The sequence below is a fragment of the Micromonospora sp. WMMD998 genome, assembly GCF_029581235.1.
GTDB lineage: Bacteria > Actinomycetota > Actinomycetes > Mycobacteriales > Micromonosporaceae > Micromonospora.
The window spans coordinates 6341336-6361947 of record NZ_CP120740.1 but is presented as its reverse complement, the minus strand read 5'-3'; the positions used below and the strand labels follow the sequence as shown (position 1 = coordinate 6361947).

Genomic DNA, 20612 nt, shown 5'->3' with positions numbered 1-20612 from the left:
CGACCCATGACGCGTTTCCTCGTCCGCCGGCTGCTCTCGGCCGCCCTCACCCTCTTCGCGGTGAGCGTGCTCAGCTTCCTGATGTTCTTCGCCCTGCCCCGGGACCCGGTCAGCGGCATGTGCCCGAAGAACTGCAACCCGGAGCGGCTGGAACGGGTCCGCCAGGAGTTGGGCCTGCGCGACCCGCTGATCAGCCAGTACGCCGGTTACATGAAGGGCATCGTCACCGGCCGGGACCTGGGCAGCGCCCAGGGCGGCCGGTGCGACGCGCCCTGCCTCGGCTGGTCGTACGTCTCCAACGAGGCGGTGTCGGACACCATCGCCCGGGTGCTGCCGGTGACGCTGAGCATCGTCATCCCGGCCGCCGTCCTGTGGCTGCTGCTCGGCGTCGGCCTGGGCATGCTCTCGGCGCTGCGCCGCGGTAGCTGGCTGGACCGGGCGGCGATCGGCTTCTCCCTGACCGGCGCCTCCCTCCAGCTCTACTTCGTCGGCGCGGTGCTGCTCATCGTCTTCGTCTACAACCTGCGGCTGCTGCCGGTGCCCCGCTACACGTCGCTTTTCGACGATCCGCTGAAGTGGGGCAGCGGGCTGGTGCTGGCCTGGGTGGCGCTCGCCTTCCTCTTCTCCGCCATCTACGCCCGACTGTCCCGGGCCCAGATGCTGGAGACGCTGTCGGAGGACTTCGTCCGCACCGCGCGGGCCAAGGGCCTGGCCAAACGATCCGTCTACGGCCGGCACGCGCTGCGCGCCGCGATCACGCCCGTGGTGACCATCGCCGGGCTGGACGTCGGCGGCGCGCTCGGCGGGACCGTGATCACCGAGACGACGTTCGGCCTGAACGGGATGGGCCGGACCGCCGTCGACGCGGTCCGCGCCGGTGACCTGCCGACCATCATGGCGACCGTGCTGATCGCGGCCGTCTTCGTGGTGCTGGCGAACGTGGTGGTGGACCTGCTCTACGCCGTCATCGATCCCCGGGTGCGGCTGGGCTGAACGAACCCATCGAAACCAATTCCTGGAGGTAGAAGATGAGACGACCACGCGCAGTGGCCGCCGTCGGCGCCATCGCACTCGTGGTGGGGCTGGGCGCCTGCTCGAAGAACACGGGCGAGGGCACCGAGGTCGACGGCAACCGGCAGCAGACCGGCGTCATCGCGACCGACCCGAAGGACTCGCAGGGGCCGGCGGCGGAGGTGGACGGCGCGGCCAAGGGCGGCACGTTCACCATCATCCGGGAGACCTCCATCTCCCACCTGGACCCGCAGCGGACGTACTCGTTCGCCGGCCTGATGGCCAGCCCGCTCTTCGCGCGCTACCTGACCACCTGGAAGGACGACGGCAAGGGCGGCCTCGTCCTGGTGGGCGACCTGGCCGAGACCCCGGGCAAGAACGTCAACGACGACTGCAAGGTCTGGGAGTTCACCATCAAGGACGGGGTGAAGTTTGAGGACGGCAGCCCGATCACCGCCAAGGAGATCGCGTACGGCATCGCCCGCTCCTTCGACCCGGACCTCACCAGCGGCCCGACCTACATCCAGGAGTGGCTGGCCGACAGCCCGCAGTACGACACCAAGTGGGACTTCAAGAAGAACAAGACGTCGCTGCCGCCGGGCCTGACCACGCCGGACGACAAGACGCTGCGCTTCGAGTTCGCCAAGCCCCGCTGCGACCTGCCGTTCGCGGTCTCACTGCCCACCACCGCGCCGCTGAAGCCGGAGAAGGACACCGGGATCAACCTGGACCAGCGCCCGTTCTCGTCCGGCCCCTACAAGATCGCCAACAACCAGGTGGGCGTCCAGCTCACGCTGGACCGCAACCCGAACTGGGACCCGAAGACCGACCCGGTGCGGCACCAGTACCCGGACCAGTTCGTCTGGACCTTCGGCCCGACCGCGGACGCCGCCAACAACCGGGTGATCGCCGACAACGGCGCCGACCAGAGCGCGATCGCCTTCAACTCGGTGCCCGCCTCGCTCGTCGCCAAGGTCGCCGGTGATGCGGCGCTGAAGTCGCGGACGCTGCTGTCCCCGACCCCGAGCGCCAACCAGCTCGTGATCAACACCCAGCGGGTCAAGGACCTGAAGATCCGCCAGGCGCTCAACTACGCGATCGACCGCGAGGGCATGGTCAAGGCGCTCGGCGGACAGACCGTCGCCCAGCCGATCACCACGCTGATGCCGCCTTCCACCATCGGCTACAAGGCGTACGACGCCTACCCGGCGGGCGCCAACGGCAACATGGAGAAGGCGAAGGAACTGCTCGGCGGTCAGACGCCCGAGCTGGTCCTCGGCGTCGCCGACAACACCACCGAGCAGCAGCAGGGGGTGCAGCTCAAGGGGAACCTGGAGCGCGCCGGCTTCAAGATCACCGTGCGGAACATCCCGGACGACTCGAAGCTGGACGAGATCAAGAAGAAGGACAACCCGTGGGACCTCTACATCGGTAACTGGGCCGCCGATTGGCCCAGCGGCGCCTCGATCCTGCCGGTGCTCTACGACGGCCGCACCATCAAGGCCGAGGGCAACAGCAACCAGTCCTACTTCAACGACGACGCGATCAACGCCGAGATGGACCGGATCCTGGCCATGCCGCCGGCCGACCAGGGCCCCGAGTGGGGCAAGCTCGACGAGCGGATCATGAAGGAGTTCGCGCCCGTGGTGCCGCTCTACGTCGACGTGGCGTACAACGTGCACGGCTCCAAGGCCGGCGGCGTCTTCATCTCCTCCGTCTTCGGGTATCCGAACTTCATCAACGCTTACGTCAAGCAGTAGGGCCGCACGTCGGGAGGGGTGGGCAGCCGCGGCTGCCCACCCCTCCCGTTGTCAGGGTGGCCCTGCCGGACGCCAGCTCGGCGCAGTGGCGGTATCCGGCCGGAAAGATCGCACCACTTCACCGAGCTGGTGTCGATCAGTCGTCGGGCCTACTCCTCATCGTCTGCCGGCCGGGGCGGTCGGTGGTCCCGGATGTAGCGCTCCACGTCCCGCTTCAGCCAGACCGCGCCGACCGACAGTTCCTGGTACGGCGCAGGAAAGGCGGGGTGCCGCCGGATCTCCCGAAACCTCGACCTGCCCACACCGAGCATCTTCAGGATCTCGCCGGCCGCGACGAGTTCGCCTGGCCCCGTCTCCTTGGTCACGTCTTCGACGGTAGGAGCTGCCTGACCCGACGCTGGCGACGCGATTAAATAATCCCGCCTATGTTGACCCGTCAATGTTGACGGGGATGGGTGTGCCGGGATGCAATGGGGCGAGACCCCGTCGGTTTAGCGTTGCCCGGCAGGACGGGGTGCCGGAGCCGGCTCACCCAGGAGGTCGAAGTGCAGCGACACGCCCCGCTCAAGCCGCTCTGGATCTGCACCGCCTGCGCCCACCCCTGGCCGTGCGGACCTGCCCGGTTGGAGCTGACCGCCGAGTATGCTGGCGAGCCTCAGTACCTGGCGCTGGACATGGCGGGGCTGCTGAACGAGGCGACCGAAGACATGACCGGGCTGTGCCCGGCTCCGCCCGACCCGTTGGCGCTCTACGGCAGATTCCTCGGCTGGGTCCGGCACCTCACGGTCTACCGCAGCCGGATCCGCAACCTCGGCCACATCGAGCCCTGACCGCCTCTGGCGGTGCGCCCGGCACGCGAGTGTTAATAGGGGCCCCCGCCTATACCGAATGCGTTAAGCGGGGCCCCCGCCTTACACGTGGCGGAGGAGGAAATCCCGCTCCAGGCGGAGGAGGCGCTCGGCGACGCCGCCCGCCGCCAGGTGGCTGGCGCCGGTGAGCGGCAGGACCGCGTGCGGGCGGCCGGTGGACAGCAGCGCGGCGGAGAGCCGCAGCGTGTGCGCGGCCAGCACGTTGTCGTCGACCAGGCCGTGCACCAGCAGCATGGGTCGGGCCTCCGCCGGGTCACCGAACGGTTCGGCGGCCAGCTCGACCAGCGAGTGATGGGCGTAGACGTCCATGCCGTCCTCCGGCAGCCCCAGGTAGCGCTCGGTGTAGGCGGTGTCGTACCAGGCCCAGTCGGTGACCGGCGCGCCGACGATCGCGCACTTGAACAGCTCCGGGTGGCGCAGCACCGCCAGGCCGGCGAGCCAGCCACCGAACGACCATCCGCGCACCGCCACCCGGTCCAGGTCCAGGTCGGGGTGCTTGCCGGCGAGCGCGGTCAGCGCGTCCACCTGGTCGGTCAGGATCACGTCCGCGACCCGGCGGTGGATCGCCTTCTCGAACGAGGGCGCGATGCCCGGCGTACCCCGGTTGTCGACGGTCACCACGGCGAAGCCCTGATCGGCCCACCACTGCCGTTCCAACCAGGCGCCCCGCACGGCGACGACCTCCTGGTGCCCCGGACCGCCGTAGACGTCCACCAGCACCGGCAGCCGGGTGCCCTTCACGTGCTCGGTCGGGTAGAGCACCGCGCTCGGGAGCCGCCGGTCGGTCACCCGCACCAGCGTCGGCCGGGGGGCGTACGACGGGACGGCGGCAAGCGAGCGCAACTCGCCCACCTCACGGTCGCCGTGCCAGATCCGCCAGCGGACCCCGGCGTGCTCGAGCGACGCGACCCCCACCGCGAGCGTGGACCCGCCGATCGCGGCGGTGTGCCAGCCCGGGTCGCTGCCCATCCGGCGGGCGTCCATCCCACCGCCGATGGTGGTCCGCACCCGATAGAGGTGGCTCTGACTCGGCTCGCCCTCGCTCGCCTCGACGAGCAGGTCGGCGGCCGTGTTCGGGCCGCCCGGCAGCCGTCCGACCACCCGCCGCACATACAGCGAGGGCGGGGTGAGCAGCGTGCCGTCGGCGAACAGGCAGCGGGCGTCGTACCCGTCGTGGGCCAGTTCGCCGCCGACCAGCACCCGCCCGTCGGGCAGGTGCGCCGGGGTGCCGGGGATCGGCTCGACCCAGCGCGGGTCGGCCAGCTCGGCGTGCACCTGCGTCTCGCCGGTGCGCGGGTCCACCGCGAGCACCAGGCCGTGCTGCTGCGAGCGGCGCAGCACCGTGATCAGCGGCCCGCCGTCCGCCCACTCGACCGCGCTCAGATAGGGGTAGGTCTCCCGGTCCCAGTGCACGTCGACCCAGCCGTCGTCGAGGTCGAGCAGGTGCAGGCTGACCTCCGCGTTCGGGCCACCCGCGCGGGGGTACGCCAGCGACGTCGGCGGGCTCGCCGGGTCGGCCGGGTCGTGCAGGTACCAGCGGGGCAGGCGGGACTCGTCGACCCGGGCGGCCAGCACCGAACGCCCGTCCGGGGCCCACCAGTAGCCCCGGTACCTGCGGAACTCCTCGGCCGCGATGTGCTCGGCCAACCCCCAGGTCACCCCGCTGTCCTCGCCGGCGAGCAGGTTGTCCGTACCGTCCGGTTCGACCACCCGGAGCTGACCCCGGCGGACGCCCTCGGCGGTGTCGGTGACGTAGGCGAGCCGCTCGCCGGTCGGGTCGGGCCGGGGGTCGATCACCGGCCCGACGGTGGCCACCTCGACCACGTCGCCGTGCCCGAGGTCGGCCCGGAACAGCCGCCCGGCCAGCGCGAACACCGCCACCCGACCGGCCGCGTCGAGCGCGTACGAGCCGATGCCGCCGGCGCTGAGCCGCAGCCGTTCGCGCAGCGTCCGCTCGCCCGGCGCCACCCGCGCCGGTTCGGCGTCGGTGCCCAGCAGCACCGCCGGGTCCGCGACCAGACGCTCCTCGCCGCTGTCGACGTCGAGCAGCCAGAGCGCGTCGGCCGGATCCTCCGGTCCCGCGGAACGCAGGAAGAGCACCCGGGAGCCGTCCCCCGCGACGGTGACGGCGCGCGGCGCCCCGTGGCTGAACCGACGGGTACGGGCGGCCAGCTCGGGAAAGTCCACGCCTGCAGATCGTAGGCGGGCGTCGGGCGTGATGTGAGCGACCTGGGCGTACGCATCACCGTCGGGGCGGCAGGACCGCCGGTTAGAGTGACGGGCGTGACGACGCTGCCCGACCGACGCCTCCTGCTGGTCCACGCGCATCCCGACGACGAGTCGATCGGCACCGGCGCGACGATGGCGCACTACGCCGCCGCCGGCGCCCACGTCACGCTGGTGACCTGCACGCTCGGCGAGGAGGGTGAGATCCACGTGCCGGAGCTGGCGCGGCTGGCCGCGGCCGAGGCCGACCAGCTCGGCGGCTACCGGATCGGGGAGTTGGACGCGGCCTGCGCCGCGCTCGGCGTCACCGACCACCGGTTCCTCGGCGGCGCGGGCCGCTACCGCGACTCCGGGATGATGGGGCTGGTCACCAACGAGCATCCGCGGGCGTTCTGGCGGGCCGACCTGGACACCGCCGCCGGGCACCTGCTGGAGGTCATCCGGGAGGTCCGCCCCCAGGTCGTGATCACGTACGACCCGAACGGCTTCTACGGCCACCCCGACCACATCCAGGCGCACCGGGTGGCGATGCGCGGAGTGGAGTTGGCCGCGGCCGAGGGGATCGCCCCGGCGAAGGTCTACTGGACGGCCATGCCGCGCAGCGTGCTCGAAGCCGGCCTGGAGGCGTTCACCGACTCGTCGGACAACCCGTTCGCCGGCATCTCCGACGTGTCGGAGCTGCCGTTCGGCACCCCGGACGCGCAGATCGCGGCGCGGATCGACGCCACCGAGCAGCACGCGGCCAAGGAGGCGGCGATGCGCGCGCACGCCACCCAGATCCCGGCCAACTCCTGGCTCTACGCCATCGCCGGAAACTTCGGCGCCGAGTTCATGGGCGTCGAATACTTCACGCTCGCGGTCGGCGAGAGGGGTCCGGGCGCCGGCCCGTACGGCTGGGAGGACGACCTCTTCGCCGGGGTGGCCCCGGGCGGTCCGGACCGTTCCCCGGTCGCGGCGGCCGGCCTCCGGTGACGTCGCCCGCCGTACCCGTGTCGGTCCTTCCCGAGCCGCAGCCGCCCGCACCGCCGAGCCGGGCGGAGCGGACGCTCGACGGCGTGTTGCGGGTGGTCGGCGGCGTGGTGGCGGTCTGGGCCGGCGTGCTCGTCGCGCTGCTCGACCTGATCTTCGCGACCTGGGCCTGGGAGACGGTGCAGGGCCGCTCCGGCGGCGCGCAGGCGCTCGTCGGCATCGGGCTGGCGGTCGCCGGGATCGCCGCGGTGGCGGCGTCGACGGTGCTGCTCGGCTGGTTCGCGCACTCCTCGACCGGCAGCCGGTGGGCGGTGGCGCTGGCCGCGGTGCCGTGGTTCCTGGTGATCGTCGTGGGCGGGTTCCGGACCACCGAGGGCGACCTGGCCCTGGCCGGCGACAACGTGCTCGGCCTCGCGCTGATCGTGGCCGGCGCGGTCACGTTCGCGGTGCTCGGTTTCCGGCACCTCGTGGCACCGCCGCCCGCGCCGAGCTGACGCCGGCGCCGGCGCCGGGGCTGACGCCGGCGCCGCTTCCCGCGCGGGCCGAGGTGCTGACGCGGCACAGGTGACGGTGGTAGACATTTCTGCCAGAGGCCCGCCGTGGCGGCGGGCGGTACGGCGGGAGGCGTGCGATGGGTCAGCGGTGGCGTGCGGTCGGCGTGCTGGCGGCCGGGTTGTTCCTGGTGAACGTGGTGGCCCGGCTGGTCATCACATTCGCCTTTCCGGACGACGACACCGCCGCCGACCGGGTCTCGCTCGTGATGTTCCTGGCGATCGGCCTGATCCTGGCCGGCGTCTCGTTCCGGTGGGGCGCCGACCGGCCGGTGGGGCACTGGGCCGGTGACCTGGCCGTCGCGGTGGTCACGGCGCTGGCGCTCACCGTGTTCGTCGGCCCGCTGCTCGTCGGCGAGAACCCGTTCGGCGGCGGCGCCGGCCTCTTCTTCGCCCAGATCTGGCTCTACCTGGCGGCCACCGCGGCCGGCGTGCTGATCGGTTTCCTGACCCTGACCGCGCTCGGCCGGGACTTCCGCTCCCGCCAGCTCAAGCGGTACGCCGAGCTGAAGCAGTCGCGGCCCCGCAAGGTCGTCCGCCGCTGACGTCAGGGCGCCACCCGGGTCAGGTAGGTGTGGTGGGTGGTGAAGCCGAGCCGGCGGTAGAGCGCCACGGCGGCGACGTTGCGCTGCTCCACCTGGAGGAACGCGCGGGTCGCGCCCTCGGCGGCGGCCCAGCCGGCCAGGGCGCGGACGACGGTGCCGGCGTACCCCTGCCGGCGGGCCTCCGGCAGCACCTCGAGCAGGCTCACACCGAGCCACCGGCCCTCGCCGGTGACCGTGCCGCGCCCCACCGCGAGCAGCCGGCCGTCGACCCGTAGCTCGGCGAAGCGGACCCGGTCCACGGCGGTGAGCACGTGCCGCGCGGCGTCCGGGAGGCCGCCCTTGCGGTCGGCGGCGACACCCAGCCAGTCGTCGGTGGGGGCGGCTTTCAGCGCCACGGGCGGCAGGTCGGCGGCGCCCGGCGCGGGGGCGGTCAGGGTGGCCAGTGGGACGGTCTGCACCAGCACCGGCGGGCGGGACGTCCAGCCGCGCGCGTCCAGTTCCGTGCCGACCGGGGCGGCCAGCGGCAGCGGCGTGTTCACCAGGGCCGGCTGGCCGTGGTCGGCGTACCAGCGTTGCACCGCGTCCAGCGCCGCGGGCAGCGGGCGGTCCGGGTCGCCGATCGGCAGCGCGCTGTTCGCCCGGCCGGTCCAGCCGGCGGCGGCGCGCAGTCGCCAGTCGCCGAGCCGGCCGCGGACCGGGGCCGGCCAGGCTTCGTCGGCGGCCGTCTCCAGCGCGATCATCGCGGTGGCGGTCGGCCGGCGGGCCGGCGGCACCCGCCGGGCCCGGTGCACCTCGCCGACCGGGACGCGCAGCGGCCCGCCGTCGGTGGCCAACGTGATGTGGGTCTCGCTCAGCTCGACCAACTCGCCGAGCGCGTCCGCGAACAGCGGTCGGCCCTCGCGAATCCCCACAATCCGGCGGACCACTATTCGGTATCCCACGTCCTGCTGTCGGAGCACGATCGACCCCCTCCCCGGCGAGATACTAGGCTCTTACCGTTGCGGATGATCGCGACGAGTCTTGCGGAGGAGAAGACCGGTGACCTACATCATCGCCGAGCCGTGCGTGGATGTGCTCGACAAGGCATGCATCGAGGAGTGCCCGGTCGACTGCATCTACGAGGGCAACCGGATGCTCTACATCCACCCCGACGAGTGCGTCGACTGTGGTGCCTGTGAGCCGGTCTGCCCGGTCGAAGCGATCTTCTACGAGGACGACGTGCCGGAGCAGTGGAAGGACTACACCGGCGCGAACTACGAGTTCTTCGAGGACCTGGGCTCGCCCGGGGGCGCCTCGAAGGTCGGCAAGGTGGAGAAGGACGCCACCTTCGTCGCCGCGCAGCCACCGCGCGGCGAGGGCCACTGAGCCGGCCCACGCCGGTCTCGGCGCGGCTGCCCGAGTTCACCTGGGACACGCTGGACGCCGCGGCCACCACGGCCGCGGCGCACCCGGACGGTCTCATCAACCTCTCCATGGGCACGCCTGTCGACCCGGTGCCGCCGCTGATCCGGCAGGCGCTGGCCGAGGCGTCGGACGCGCCGGGCTATCCGCTGACCGCCGGCACGCCCGCTCTGCGGGACGCCATCGCGGCCTGGGTGGCCCGTGCCTGCGGCGCGGGCGTCGACGGGCTGGGCGTGCTGCCCACGATCGGCTCCAAGGAGCTGGTGGCCTGGCTGCCCACGCTGCTCGGGCTCGGCCCCGGTGACGTGGTCGTGGTGCCGTCCGTGGCCTACCCCACCTACTCCGACGGGGCACGGCTGGCCGGCGCGACCACGGTGCGCAGCGACTCGCTGACCGCGCTCGGTCCCGATCCCCGGGTCCGCCTGGTCTGGGTCAACTCGCCGGGCAACCCGACCGGTCGGGTACTGCCCGCGGCCCACCTGCGCAAGGTGGTCGAGTGGGCCCGGGAGCGCGGCGCGGTGGTCGCCAGCGACGAGTGCTACCTGCCGCTGGGCTGGGACGCCGAACCCGTCTCGGTCCTCTCCCCGCAGGTGTGCGGCGGGTCGTACGCCGGCGTGCTGGCCGTGCACTCGCTCTCCAAGCGCTCCAACCTGGCCGGCTACCGGGCCGGCTTCGTGGCCGGCGACCCGGCGTTGACGGCGGAGCTGCTCAAGGTCCGCAAGCACGCCGGCATGATCGTGCCGGCGCCGGTGCAGGCCGCCATGGTGGCCGCGCTCGGCGACCAGGCGCACGCCGACGCGCAGCGGGAGCGCTACCGGGCCCGCCGGGAGACGCTGCGGGCGGCGTTCACCGGCGCCGGTTTCACGGTCGAGCACTCCGAGGCCGGGCTCTACCTCTGGCTGACCCGCGACGAGGACTGCTGGGACACCGTCGACTGGCTGGCCCGGCGGGGGATCCTGGTCGCCGCCGGCGCCTTCTACGGCCCGGCCGGCGCCCGGCACGTGCGGGCGGCGCTCACCGAGTCCGACGCGCACATCAACGCGGTGCCCACCCGCCTCGCCCGCTCGTAAGGCGGGGCCCCCGCTTAACGCTTTCGGTAGAGGCGGGGCCCCTTCTTAACACCAGGTGTTAAAAAGGGGCCCCGCCTTACACCCGGGCCTCGGGGGGACGGTGGGCGATATCCTCGGCGGGGACTTCCCGCGGGGCCACCCGGGCTCCGCCGACGACGCGGACGCCGAGGTGGACCGATGGTGGGCGAGGCCGACGGGCTGGCACGCGCGGCGGTGGTCGGGACCGGGTTGATCGGCGGTTCGGTGCTGCTCCGGCTCCGCGACGCCGGGCTCGACGTCGCCGGCTGGGATCCGGATCCGCAGACCCGGCGGCAGGTGCGCGAGCAGGGGGTCGCGGTCCCGGACACCGTCGAGGAAGCGGTGACCGGCCGGGACGTGGTGTTCGCCTGCGGTCCCCTGCCCACGCTGCCCGCCACCCTGGCCCGGGTGGCCGCCGCCACCGACGACGGGTGTGTGCTCACGGACGTGGGCAGCGTCAAGGCGGAGGTCGCCGTCGTCGCCAGCGCGCAGGGGGTCGGGCACCGGTTCGTGCCCGGCCACCCGATGGCCGGCGCCGACCGGGCCGGGCTGGGCGCGGCCCGCCCGGAGCTGCTCGACGGCGCGGCCTGGGTGCTCTGCCCGGGCCCGACCGGGCTGGCCGCGTTCCGGCGGCTCGCCGCGTTGCTCGTCGACGTCTTCCACGCCCGGGTGGTGCCGATGTCGGCCCCGGAGCACGACGCCGCCGCGGCGCTCGCCTCGCACGTGCCGCACGTGCTCGCCGGCGCGCTGGCAGGCACGGTACGGCGGTCGGCGTTGCGGGAGGCGGTGCTGACGCTCGCGGCCGGCAGTTTCTCCGACGGCACCCGGGTCGCCGGCGGGCCGCCCGAGCGGACCGCGAACATGCTGCTGGGCAACCGGGACCGGGTGCTGGCGGAGTTGGCCGAGGTGAGCGTCTTCCTCGACGAGCTGACCGGCGCGCTGCGAGCCGGGGACGCCGGGGCGCTGGCCGACCGGCTGGCCGAGGCCCGGGCGGCGCGCGCCGCGTTGCGCGACCGTGGCCACACCGTGCACCGGCGGGAGTTCCCCGCCGACGCGGACCACGCCGGCGAGCTGGCCTACCTGCGGGAGATCGGCACGGCGGGGGGCCACCTCACCGGGTGCCGGGTGGCCGGCGGCGCGGTCGGATACACCGCGCGACTGCCGGCCGTCGCGCCGTTAGGCTGAGCGGCATGGCGGACGCACCTGTGGTCGCGGTACGCGGCGAGGCGTACCAGGAGGTCGCTCCCGAGTTGGCCCGGTTCACGGTGACCGCGGTCGCCCGGGACCGGGATCGGGAGACCACGCTGACCCGGCTGGCGGAACGGGCCGCCGCGGTGCGGGCGCTGCTCGACGCGGCCGAGCCGGCCGTCCAGGGGCGGGAGACCGGGCAGGTGAACGTCTGGCCGGTGACGAAGCGCTCGGGCGACCGGGTGGTGGCCTACCAGGGCAGGGTGAGCACCACGGTCACGGTCACCGACTTCACCGCGCTCGGCGAGCTGATGCTCCGCCTGGCCGACCACGAGCAGGTCGAGGTGGCCGGCCCGGTGTGGTCGCTGCGGCCGGACAGCGGGGCCTACCGGGCGGCGCGGCACGCCGCGATCGCCGACGCGCTGGCCCGCGCCCGGGAGTACGCGGAGGCGCTCGGCGCCCGCGTCACCGCGTTGCGGGAGCTGTCCGACACCGGCCTGACCGCCGCCCCGCCGATGCTCGCCAAGGCCGCGTACGCCCGTTCCGCCGAGTCCGCGCCGGAGCTGGAGCTGGACCCGGCGCCGCAGCCGGTGCACGCGGCGGTGGAGGCGCGGTTCACCATCAGCGAGCCGGTGCTCGGCTGATGCCGCGGACGGAGGTGCTCGCGCTCGACGAGCTGGTCGCCCGCGCGCGGGCGCTCGCCGAGGACGGCCCGCGGCAGTTGCTCGGCATCGCGGGCGCGCCCGGAGTGGGCAAGTCCACGCTCGCGGAGCGGATCGTCGCCGAGGTCGGCCCGGTCGCCCGGCTGGTGCCGATGGACGGTTTCCACCTGGCCGGGTCGGCGCTGGCCCGGCTGGGTCGGGCGGGCCGCAAGGGCGCGCCTGAGACGTTCGACGTCAACGGCTTCGTGGCCACCCTGCGCCGGTTGCGGCGGCTGGAGCCGACCTCGGTGTGGGCGCCGGAGTTCCGCCGCGACCTGGAGGAGCCGGTCGCCGGGGCGATCGAGGTGCCGCCGGAGGTGCGGCTGGTGGTCACCGAGGGCAACTATCTGCTGCTGCGGAACGAGCCGTGGGAGGAGGTGCGGTCGCTGCTGCACCGGGCGTGGTTCCTCGATCTGGACGCCGAGTTGCGGTTGCGTCGCCTCACCGACCGGCACGTGGCGTACGGGAAGTCGCCGGAGCAGGCCCAGGCGTGGGCGCTCGGCAGCGACGAGCGGAACGCCCGGCTGGTCGCCGGCACGGCCGAGCACGCCGATCTGGTGGTCCGGTTGGCGGACCCGCCGCCGGGATGAGGGCGGTCAGCGGGCTTCCGGGCGGGGTGACGGCACACTGCGGCGCAGCAGCCGGGCCACCACGGCCCGCTCGCGGGTGAACTCCACCGCGTCCGGGTAGCCGCTGTGGCTGCGGATCGGCGGGTCGGCGACCTCGCCGCCGGACGGGTGCAGCGCCTCCGGGTCGGTCACCGACACATCCCGCTGTCCGGCGCTGACCTGCCAGCCGAGCGGGTCGGTGTCGCGCCAGAAGTTCGTCCAGGCGACGTGCCCGTCGGTCCAGGTGACCGCGCGGGCCAGGGAGCGCAGCCGCTCCGGCCCGAAGTACGACGGGAAGACCCGGCCGTAGAGCCGGGTGAGCTGGCAGCCGTAGGAGAAGAACCAGGTCCGCCGCCGCCACCGGCGGGGCATTTGCAGCAGCATCGCGGCGCAGATGACGGTGCCCTGGCTGTGCCCGGAGAGGATCACGCCGTCCATCCGGTCCGGGTGGTGGGGCGGCAGCGCCAGCAGCCCGGCCACCCGGGTCTGGAGTTCCGGCACGGCGCGTTCGGCATAGCTGGGCGGGGCGAGCGGGTGCGCGGCCCGCGGCCAGAACGTGCACACGTCCCAGATCACGCCGACCGAGCGGCGTACCGAGTCGGTGCGGTAGACAAGCCAGCCGAGCGCGCTCGTCACCACCGGCAGCCAGCCGAGCACGGCGTCGCCGAGTTCGGCGGCCCAGTGGACGGCGAGCTGCCAGCCCGGGGAGAGCGGGCCGGGCCGGTGGCCGGAGAGCGTGGCGGCGCAGCAGAGGGTGATCAGGACCGCGGACCCGGCCGCGTAGCCGCCGACCAGCCGGACCGCGTGTTCGCCCACCAGCCGGTGCAGCGCCCGGTAGGTGCTGACGTCGCGGCAGCGGCGCCTGTCGTGCGCGGAGAGGCCGCCGGCGGCGGTCAGCCCGGCGTACTCGGCGCGGCGCAGGCCGTGCAGCAGGACCGCGGCCCGGACCAGCAGCGCGAGCAGGGTGAGCAGCCCGACCACGCAGGCCAGCCCGGCCCAGAAGACGGCGAGCGGCGGCGTCACGCCGCTCGCGCCGGCCGACCCGGCGAGCCGTTCGCTGACCCAGTAGAGCAGCCCGGCGCAGTACGCGACGGCCATCATCCAGCCGAAGCCGGCGATGACCGCGGGCGCACAGCCGTGCCAGGCGAGCCCGGTGTACGCGCCGAGCGGCTGGGCCGGCACGGCGGGCCGGAGCCGGGGCAGCAGCAGCCCGGCGACGGCAAGCGCGATGGCCGGACCGACGAGCATCCAGGTCCGTAGTCCGGCCGGGGCGGTGGGCAGGCCGGGCAGGCCGCGTTCGATCCAGGCCACGCCGAGCGGCAGCAGCACGGCGGCGGCCACCGGTCCGGTCAGCGCCCGCCGGCCGGAGCGGTTGGCCGCGCCGATCGCCACCAGCAGCAGCACCTGGTAGGTGACCAGCCAGGCGAGTCCGGTCTCGTAGCCGGGCAGCGGGCGCGCGGTGAGACAGCCGGCGAGGTCCGGTGTCGTCGCGCACCCGGCCGGCGGCCGGTACGTGCTCAGCGGCCGGCCGGCCGGACCGTCCGGGAGCAGCAGCAGGACGAACGTGCCGACCAGCCCGAGCCCGGTGAGCACCGCCACCGCGACGCTCCACCGGCCCAGTGGGGTGGCGCCCTGGCGGCGGCTGAGCCAGGGCCGGCCCACCGCGACCACGGCGATCGTCACCACGGTGACGAACAGCGCCACGGTCGGCCAGGCGACGGCGGCCCGCAGGCCGCGCGGCGGATCCATGATCAGCACCGCGGCGACGGGCACGGCGGCGGCGGTCACCGCCCCGGTGCACAGGTGCAGCACCGCGGCCCGGCGCAACTGGCCCTCGCCGTTCCAGAACGTCGGGTCCTGGAGCGGGTTCTCCAGCGGCTCGGCCGGGTCGTCACCGCGAGCCGGCCGGGGGCGCGGCTCGGCCGGCATCTCCGCCTCGTACTGGTAGGTGCGCCAGGCGAGCAGCCCGATCACGCCCAGCACGAGCAGCGGCAGCAGCAGCCCGAAGGCGAGCGTCCGGGTGCCCTCGCGCCACCAGGAGTTGCCGAGGAACTCCCACGGGCCGGGGATCTGGCCGAGGCACTGCGGGCCCACGCACTGCCAGCCGACGAGGTCCACGCCGATCCCGGTCACGGTGACCACCAGTGTGCAGGTCAGGCTCAGGCAGAACAGCCGGATGAGCCAGGCGGTGATGCCGGACCGGCTGGCCCAGCGTTCCCGGTCCGGGTCCGCCGGGATGCCGGCCCGGGCGTGCAGCGCGACGTTCGCCAGCGCGAAGGGCAGCAGCAGCGTCCAGAGCGCGCGTTGCAGGTCGCGCCGGGTCCGCGCGCCGGAGGTCAACGTCCCCCAGCTGTACGCCTCGACGCTGATCGGATCGTCCCGCTCGGCGCCGGGGGAGCGGTAGAAACCGGTCACCTGTCCGCCGGCGACCAGATTCGGTTGGGGCGCGCCGGCACATGGCCCGGGGGCGAGGCCCAGGAGCTGATCCGGCGGGGTGTTGGACACCCCGTGCACCCGTAGTTCCAGCACGCGCCCCATCGCGGTTCCCCCAGAGTGAGCGTTCCACTACCCAGGGTGCTCGCCATTTGCGGAATCCGCATCCCCCCGAAGGGGTTGTTTCGGCAGCTCAGGCACATTTGGCCAGGTTTTTGATCGGGCGGGCGGGGTTACCCACCGCCACCACGTTCGCCGGCAGGTCGCGGGTCACCACCGCGCCGGCGCCGACGACCGTGTTGTCGCCGACGCGCACCCCGGCGAGCACGATCACCCCGCCGCCGAGCCAGGCGTTGTCGCCGATGGTGATCGGCTCGGCCGCCTCCCACTTGGCCCGGCGGGCCTCCGGCTCCACCGGATGCGTGGCGGTGAGCAGTTGCACGTTCGGTCCGAGTTGGACGTCCGCGCCGATGGTGATCCGGGCGACGTCGAGGAAGACCGCGTTGAAGTTGACGAAGCTGCGCGGCCCGAGGTGGGTCTGGAATCCGTAGTCGCAGTGGAACGGCGGTCGGATCCAGGCGCCCTCACCGAGCGAGCCGAGCAGGTCGCGCAGGGCGGCGAGGCGACCCTGCGGGTCGTCGGCGGAGCTGCGGTTGAAGCGTTCGGTGAGCCGGGCGGCGCGGTCCAGGTCGGCGATGATCGCGGGATCATCGGCCACGTACGGCTCGCCGGCCAGCATCCGGTCCTTCATAGTCATCGACGGATCATCCCGGCCGGGGTGGAGGTTTGGTACCGGTTCGGTCGGATTAGTGACTTCCGATTGCATACCCGGTATGCAATGCTGGTAACCCACATCGATGTGACATCCGTCGATGAAACGCCTCACGGAGGAGGAAAGGTTGCCCCGGAATCGCAGAAAGCTGGCCGCGCTCGGCCTCGCCCTGGGCCTGGCGCTCGGCCTGCCCGTGCCCGCACACGCCGCCGCCCCGACCGGCGCGCCGGCCCCCACGGCCACGTCCGGCCGACCGGCCACCGTCACCCTCATCACCGGCGACCGGGTCACCGTCGCCACCGCCGGCCGGATCGCGGTACGCCCCGGCCGTGATCGCGCCGGGATGCAGTTCGTGGTCCGCCGCGAGCGGCACGGCATCAGCGTGGTGCCCCAGGACGCCCTGGCCCTGGTCCGGTCCGGCCGGCTCGACCCGCGACTGTTCGACGTCACCGGGCTGATCGCGGCCGGCTACGACGACGCGCACCGCGACACCGTGCCCTTGCTTGTCGCGTACCGCCAGGGGGTGGCCCGGCGGGCCGCGAGCCCGCTCGCCGGCACCCGGGTGATCCGCGACCTGCCGGCGATCGGCGGCGCGGCGCTCGTCGCGACCAAGTCCGACACCGGCGCGCTCTGGCACGCGATCGGAGCGGACCGCTCCGGCGCCCGGCTCGACACGGCGGGGGGTGTCGACCGGCTCTGGCTGGACGGCCGGCGGCAGTTGACGCTCGACCACAGCGTGCCGCAGATCGGCGCCCCGGCCGCCTGGTCCGCCGGATACACCGGCAAGGGCGTGACGGTCGCGGTGCTCGACACCGGCGTCGACCTCACCCACCCCGACCTCGCCGGCAAGGTCGCCGCGTCGCGCAACTTCAGCGAGGAGACCAACCCCGACGACATCGTCGGACACGGCACCCACGTCGCCTCGATCATCGCCGGCAGCGGCGCCGCCTCCGGCGGCAGGTACCGGGGCGTGGCGCCGGACGCCACGCTGCTCTCCGGAAAGGTCTGCGAGGTCTACGGCTGCACCGACTCGGCGATCCTGGCGGGCATGCAGTGGGCCGCCGCCGAGCAGCACGCCACCGTGGTCAACCTGAGCCTGGGCGGCTACGACACGCCGGAGGTCGACCCGCTGGAGCAGGCGGTCAACACGCTTACCGCGCAGACCGGCACGCTCTTCGTGATCTCCGCCGGCAACGACGGCGCGGACGGCTCGGTCGGCTCGCCGGCCACCGCCGACGCCGCGCTGGCGGTCGGCGCGGTCGACCGGGACGACGAACTCGCCATCTTCTCCAGCCGTGGGCCCCGGGTCGGCGACGGGGCCATCAAGCCGGACATCACCGCGCCGGGCGTGGAGATCGTGGCGGCGCGGGCCGCGCACGGCCAGATCGGCGACCCGGCGGGGGACGGGTACGTCTCCCTCTCCGGCACCTCGATGGCCGCCCCGCACGTGGCCGGCGCGGCGGCGCTGATCGCCCAGCAGCACCCCGGCTGGAACGCGGGCCGCTACAAGGCCACGCTGATGGCCTCGGCCCGGCCGCACCCCGAGCAGACCGCGTTCCAGCAGGGCGCCGGCCGGGTCGACGTGGCCCACGCGATCACCGAGCAGGTGACGAGCGAGCCGGCCTCGGTCTCGTTCGGCCTCGCGCTCTGGCCGCACGCCGACGACAAGCCGATCAGCAAGACCGTCACCTACCACAACGACAGCGCCGCCCCGCTCACGCTCGACCTGGGCGCCGAGTTCACCGGCCCGGGCGGGCGGTCCGCGCCGGCCGGCATGCTCACCCTCAGCGCCTCCCGGCTCACCGTCCCGGCCGGCGGCACCGCCCAGGCCACCGTCGTGGTGGACACCCGGCTCGGCGTCGACGGCTACTGGACCGGTCGGCTCGTCGCCCGATCCGGCGACACCGTCGCGGTGACCCCGCTGGCGGTCAACCGGGAGGTGGAGAGTTACGACCTGGCCGTGACCCACCGGGACCGGGCCGGCGCGCCCACCGACAACTACTACACCACCCTGATCGGGCTCGACGACGGCTCGACCCGGGACGTGTTCGGCGCCGGCGAGACCACCATCCGGGTGCCCAAGGGCCGGTACGGGGTGCAGAGCCTGCTCTTCGTGGAGGGCGACGAGGGCTGGTCGGAGGTCTCCACGCTGACCCAGCCGGAGCTGGCGGTGACCGGGAACCAGCGGCTCACCCTGGACGCCCGGCGGGCGAAGCCGGTCCGCACCACCGTGCCGCAGCGCGGCGCGGCCCCGCTGCTGATCGACGTCAGCGCCGCCTGGAACGTCGGTGACTACTACGCCACCTTCGGGCTCCTGACGGACCGGTTCGACGGCCTCTACTCGGCCCAGCTCGGCCGCAACGTCTCCGACAAGGTCTTCGTCGGCGCAGTGGCCAGCCAGTGGACCGAACCGACCGCGCCGGAACGCAGCCCGTACTTCTACGGGTTGAGCGACGTGTTCCCCGGCCGGTTCCCGACCGGGTTCGTCCGGCACTACCAACAGGCCGATCTGGCGACCGTCACCAGCCGGTTCGGCAACGGCTACGCCGGGCAGGCCAACGAGCGGATCATCTACCCGGAACTCGACTACAACATGGGCGGCTCGGCGATCATCCTGCCGGCCCAGGTGCCGGGGAAGCGGATCGAACACCTGAGCACCGACCGCACCCGCTGGAGCTTCGAGCACGACTTCGGCCAGCCGAACCCGGAGAGCGGATGGCTGGACCCGCAGGTGTTGCTGACGGCCGGGCCGACCCGCTACCAGGCCGGCCACGCCTACTCCGAGGTCTGGAACAACGCGCCGTACGGCCCGTCCTTCGCGCCGCAGCCGCGCTTCCCCGAGGAGGGCATCACCCGCACCGGGGACACCGTCCTGGTCTCGCTGCCGACCCACAGCGACGCGGCCGGTCACCAGGGCTTCTCGCTCACCGACACGGCACGCACCGCGCTCTACCGCAACGGCAAGCTGGTCGGTGCGGAGGACAGCGCCGGGTACGGCGAGTTCGAGGTGCCCCCGGGCGCCGCGAACTACCGGCTCGACACCACGGCCACGCGCAGCTTCACGGACCTGAGCACCGAGGTCTCGGCGAGCTGGACGTTCCGCTCCACGCGGGTGCCGGGTGACGAGCCGGCGCGGCTGCCGGCGATGGCGGTCCGGTTCACCCCGCCGCTGTCGGCGGACGGCACCGCGCCGGCCGGCCGGACGTTCACCGTCCCGGTGACGGTGCAGCGCCAGTCGGGAGCGCCGTCCGGCAAGGTCGTGGCGCTCACCGTCGACGTCTCCTACGACGGTGGGAAGACGTGGCGGAAGGCGGCCGTGACGAAGCGGGGCGCCGGCTGGACGGCCACCGTCAAGCACCCGGCCGGCCCCGGCTACGTGTCGCTGCGGGCCTGCGCCCGGGACGACGCCGGCAACACCGTGACCCAGCGGATCATCCAGGCGTACCGCCTGCGGTGAGCCCGCCCGTCCGGGCCCGCGACCTCGCGTCGCGGGCCCGGCGGGTGGTCAGTTCGCGTGCAGGGCGGCGTTCAGCTCGATGCCCCGGCCGGTCCGCGGCCTGGCCTCCAGCGCGCCGGTCACCGAGTTGCGCCAGAACAGCAACCCGTCCACGCCGGACAGCTCGCGGGCCTTGACCACCCGGCCGTCCGGCAGGCTGATCTTCGAGGCGGCGGTGATGTAGCAGCCGGCCTCCACCACGCAGTCGTCGCCGAGGGTGATCCCGACGCCGGCGTTCGCGCCGACCAGGCTGCGCTCGCCGATCCGCACCCTCTCGGTGCCGCCGCCGGAGAGCGTGCCCATGATCGAGGCGCCGCCGCCGATGTCGGAGCCGTCCCCGACCACCACGCCCTGCACGATCCGCCCCTCCACCATCGAGGTGCCCAGCGTGCCGGCGTTGTAGTTGACGAAGCCCTCGTGCATCACGGTGGTGCCGGCGGCCAGGTGCGCGCCGAGCCGGACCCGGTCCGCGTCGGCGATCCGCACGCCGGCCGGGACCACGTAGTCGGTCATCCGGGGGAACTTGTCCACCCCGTACACGGCCAGGTGGCGGCCGGCGGCCCGCTCGATGACGCGCAGCTCGTCCACCCGCTCCGGCGGGCACGGTCCGGCCGAGGTCCAGGCCACGTTAGCCAGCTTGCCGAAGATGCCGTCGAGGTTCAGCTCGTTGGGCCGCACCAGGCGGTGGGAGAGCAGGTGCAACCGCAGGTACGCGTCCGCGGCGTCCTTGATCGGGTCGTCGAGCGAGCCGATCACCGTGGTCACCTCGACGGTACGCAGACCGGGCAGCGCCCGCTCGCCGATCGCGCCCGGCGGCAGGTCCAGCACGTCGGCCTGCTCCTCCCCGGGCACCAGGGGCAGCTCGCCGAGCCCCAGCTTGCCGGTCGGGTACCAGGTGTCGAGCACCTGGTCGTCGGCGGTGACGGTGGCCAGGCCGATGCCCCAGGCGGATGGTGCGGACGTCACGGTGTCACCTCTCGTTCCGGCGGCGGCG

At 73.7% G+C, this 20612-nt stretch carries 18 protein-coding genes; 12 read left to right on the top strand and 6 right to left on the bottom strand.

The features are described from left to right. The first annotated feature begins 6 nt into the window (after positions 1-6). Positions 7-993 carry an ABC transporter permease gene (locus O7619_RS28940; RefSeq protein ID WP_282284636.1) on the top strand — a complete coding sequence of 329 codons (987 nt, stop codon included), beginning with the start codon at positions 7-9 and terminating at the stop codon, positions 991-993. Between the two features lie 35 nt (positions 994-1028). Then, complete coding sequence (locus O7619_RS28935; protein WP_282284635.1) at positions 1029-2771, top strand: ABC transporter substrate-binding protein; 1743 nt, start codon at positions 1029-1031, stop codon at positions 2769-2771. 149 nt (positions 2772-2920) lie between these two features. On the opposite strand, the gene O7619_RS28930 is transcribed toward O7619_RS28935, so the two are convergent. Further along, the gene (locus O7619_RS28930) at positions 2921-3136 is read right to left on the bottom strand and encodes a hypothetical protein (protein WP_282284634.1); all 216 of its coding nucleotides are present in this window, start codon (positions 3134-3136) and stop codon (positions 2921-2923) included. A gap of 180 nt (positions 3137-3316) precedes the next feature. Here O7619_RS28930 and O7619_RS28925 point away from each other — a divergent pair, with 180 nt between their 5' ends. Beyond that, a complete protein-coding gene (locus tag O7619_RS28925; RefSeq protein WP_282284633.1) occupies positions 3317-3601 on the top strand; it encodes a flavin reductase in 285 nt (94 codons plus the stop codon). Positions 3602-3682: 81 nt separating this feature from the next. Here O7619_RS28925 and O7619_RS28920 read toward each other — a convergent pair whose 3' ends face one another. Beyond that, entirely contained in the window at positions 3683-5827 is a 2145-nt protein-coding gene (locus tag O7619_RS28920) for a prolyl oligopeptidase family serine peptidase (protein ID WP_282284632.1), read from the bottom strand. An 87-nt stretch (positions 5828-5914) separates the two neighbouring features. Here O7619_RS28920 and mshB point away from each other — a divergent pair, with 87 nt between their 5' ends. The 3 genes from mshB to O7619_RS28905 all read left to right on the top strand — a co-directional run bounded on the left by mshB (position 5915) and on the right by O7619_RS28905 (position 7931). After that, positions 5915-6838 (top strand): N-acetyl-1-D-myo-inositol-2-amino-2-deoxy-alpha-D-glucopyranoside deacetylase, encoded by a 924-nt coding sequence (gene mshB, locus O7619_RS28915; RefSeq protein ID WP_282284631.1) that lies wholly within the window; start codon positions 5915-5917, stop codon positions 6836-6838. Beyond that, positions 6835-7329 carry a hypothetical protein gene (locus O7619_RS28910; protein ID WP_282284629.1) on the top strand — a complete coding sequence of 165 codons (495 nt, stop codon included), beginning with the start codon at positions 6835-6837 and terminating at the stop codon, positions 7327-7329. Before mshB ends, O7619_RS28910 begins: the two co-directional genes overlap by 4 nt. 137 nt (positions 7330-7466) lie before the next feature. After that, the gene (locus O7619_RS28905; protein WP_282284627.1) at positions 7467-7931 is read left to right on the top strand and encodes a hypothetical protein; all 465 of its coding nucleotides are present in this window, start codon (positions 7467-7469) and stop codon (positions 7929-7931) included. 2 nt (positions 7932-7933) lie between these two features. On the opposite strand, the gene O7619_RS28900 is transcribed toward O7619_RS28905, so the two are convergent. Next, the gene (locus O7619_RS28900) at positions 7934-8890 is read right to left on the bottom strand and encodes a GNAT family N-acetyltransferase (RefSeq protein WP_282284626.1); all 957 of its coding nucleotides are present in this window, start codon (positions 8888-8890) and stop codon (positions 7934-7936) included. Between the two features lie 79 nt (positions 8891-8969). Here O7619_RS28900 and fdxA point away from each other — a divergent pair, with 79 nt between their 5' ends. The 5 genes from fdxA (at position 8970) to O7619_RS28875 (ending at position 12899) form a co-directional block, all read left to right on the top strand. After that, positions 8970-9296 (top strand): ferredoxin, encoded by a 327-nt coding sequence (fdxA, locus tag O7619_RS28895; protein WP_030490464.1) that lies wholly within the window; start codon positions 8970-8972, stop codon positions 9294-9296. Next, positions 9293-10402, top strand: coding sequence for a succinyldiaminopimelate transaminase (gene dapC, locus O7619_RS28890; RefSeq protein WP_282288985.1), 1110 nt, complete (start codon positions 9293-9295; stop codon positions 10400-10402). Before fdxA ends, dapC begins: the two co-directional genes overlap by 4 nt. 177 nt (positions 10403-10579) lie before the next feature. Next, complete coding sequence (locus tag O7619_RS28885) at positions 10580-11605, top strand: prephenate dehydrogenase/arogenate dehydrogenase family protein (RefSeq protein ID WP_282284624.1); 1026 nt, start codon at positions 10580-10582, stop codon at positions 11603-11605. A 5-nt stretch (positions 11606-11610) separates the two neighbouring features. Continuing rightward, positions 11611-12252, top strand: a complete 642-nt coding sequence (locus tag O7619_RS28880; RefSeq protein WP_282284623.1) for an SIMPL domain-containing protein — start codon at positions 11611-11613, stop codon at positions 12250-12252. Then, positions 12252-12899 carry a nucleoside/nucleotide kinase family protein gene (locus O7619_RS28875; RefSeq protein WP_282284622.1) on the top strand — a complete coding sequence of 216 codons (648 nt, stop codon included), beginning with the start codon at positions 12252-12254 and terminating at the stop codon, positions 12897-12899. Before O7619_RS28880 ends, O7619_RS28875 begins: the two co-directional genes overlap by 1 nt. Positions 12900-12905: 6 nt before the next feature. Here the strand turns inward: O7619_RS28875 and O7619_RS28870 are convergent, their stop codons facing one another. Beyond that, positions 12906-15455, bottom strand: coding sequence for a hypothetical protein (locus tag O7619_RS28870; RefSeq protein WP_282284621.1), 2550 nt, complete (start codon positions 15453-15455; stop codon positions 12906-12908). Between the two features lie 88 nt (positions 15456-15543). After that, positions 15544-16107 carry a sugar O-acetyltransferase gene (locus O7619_RS28865; protein WP_282284620.1) on the bottom strand — a complete coding sequence of 188 codons (564 nt, stop codon included), beginning with the start codon at positions 16105-16107 and terminating at the stop codon, positions 15544-15546. Positions 16108-16249: 142 nt separating this feature from the next. Here O7619_RS28865 and O7619_RS28860 point away from each other — a divergent pair, with 142 nt between their 5' ends. Further along, positions 16250-19579 (top strand): S8 family serine peptidase, encoded by a 3330-nt coding sequence (locus tag O7619_RS28860; RefSeq protein ID WP_282284619.1) that lies wholly within the window; start codon positions 16250-16252, stop codon positions 19577-19579. Between the two features lie 48 nt (positions 19580-19627). Here the strand turns inward: O7619_RS28860 and dapD are convergent, their stop codons facing one another. Then, entirely contained in the window at positions 19628-20584 is a 957-nt protein-coding gene (gene dapD / locus O7619_RS28855) for a 2,3,4,5-tetrahydropyridine-2,6-dicarboxylate N-succinyltransferase (protein WP_282284618.1), read from the bottom strand. Between the last annotated feature and the right edge of the window lie 28 nt (positions 20585-20612).

Coding starts and splice junctions, on each gene's coding strand:
- O7619_RS28935 (WP_282284635.1), top strand. CDS start 1,029: ATGAGACGACCACGCGCAGTGGCCGCCGTCGGCGCCATCGCACTCGTG.
- O7619_RS28880 (WP_282284623.1), top strand. CDS start 11,611: ATGGCGGACGCACCTGTGGTCGCGGTACGCGGCGAGGCGTACCAGGAG.
- O7619_RS28940 (WP_282284636.1), top strand. CDS start 7: ATGACGCGTTTCCTCGTCCGCCGGCTGCTCTCGGCCGCCCTCACCCTC.
- O7619_RS28875 (WP_282284622.1), top strand. CDS start 12,252: ATGCCGCGGACGGAGGTGCTCGCGCTCGACGAGCTGGTCGCCCGCGCG.
- O7619_RS28905 (WP_282284627.1), top strand. CDS start 7,467: ATGGGTCAGCGGTGGCGTGCGGTCGGCGTGCTGGCGGCCGGGTTGTTC.
- O7619_RS28885 (WP_282284624.1), top strand. CDS start 10,580: ATGGTGGGCGAGGCCGACGGGCTGGCACGCGCGGCGGTGGTCGGGACC.
- O7619_RS28870 (WP_282284621.1), bottom strand. CDS start 15,455: ATGGGGCGCGTGCTGGAACTACGGGTGCACGGGGTGTCCAACACCCCG.
- O7619_RS28865 (WP_282284620.1), bottom strand. CDS start 16,107: ATGACTATGAAGGACCGGATGCTGGCCGGCGAGCCGTACGTGGCCGAT.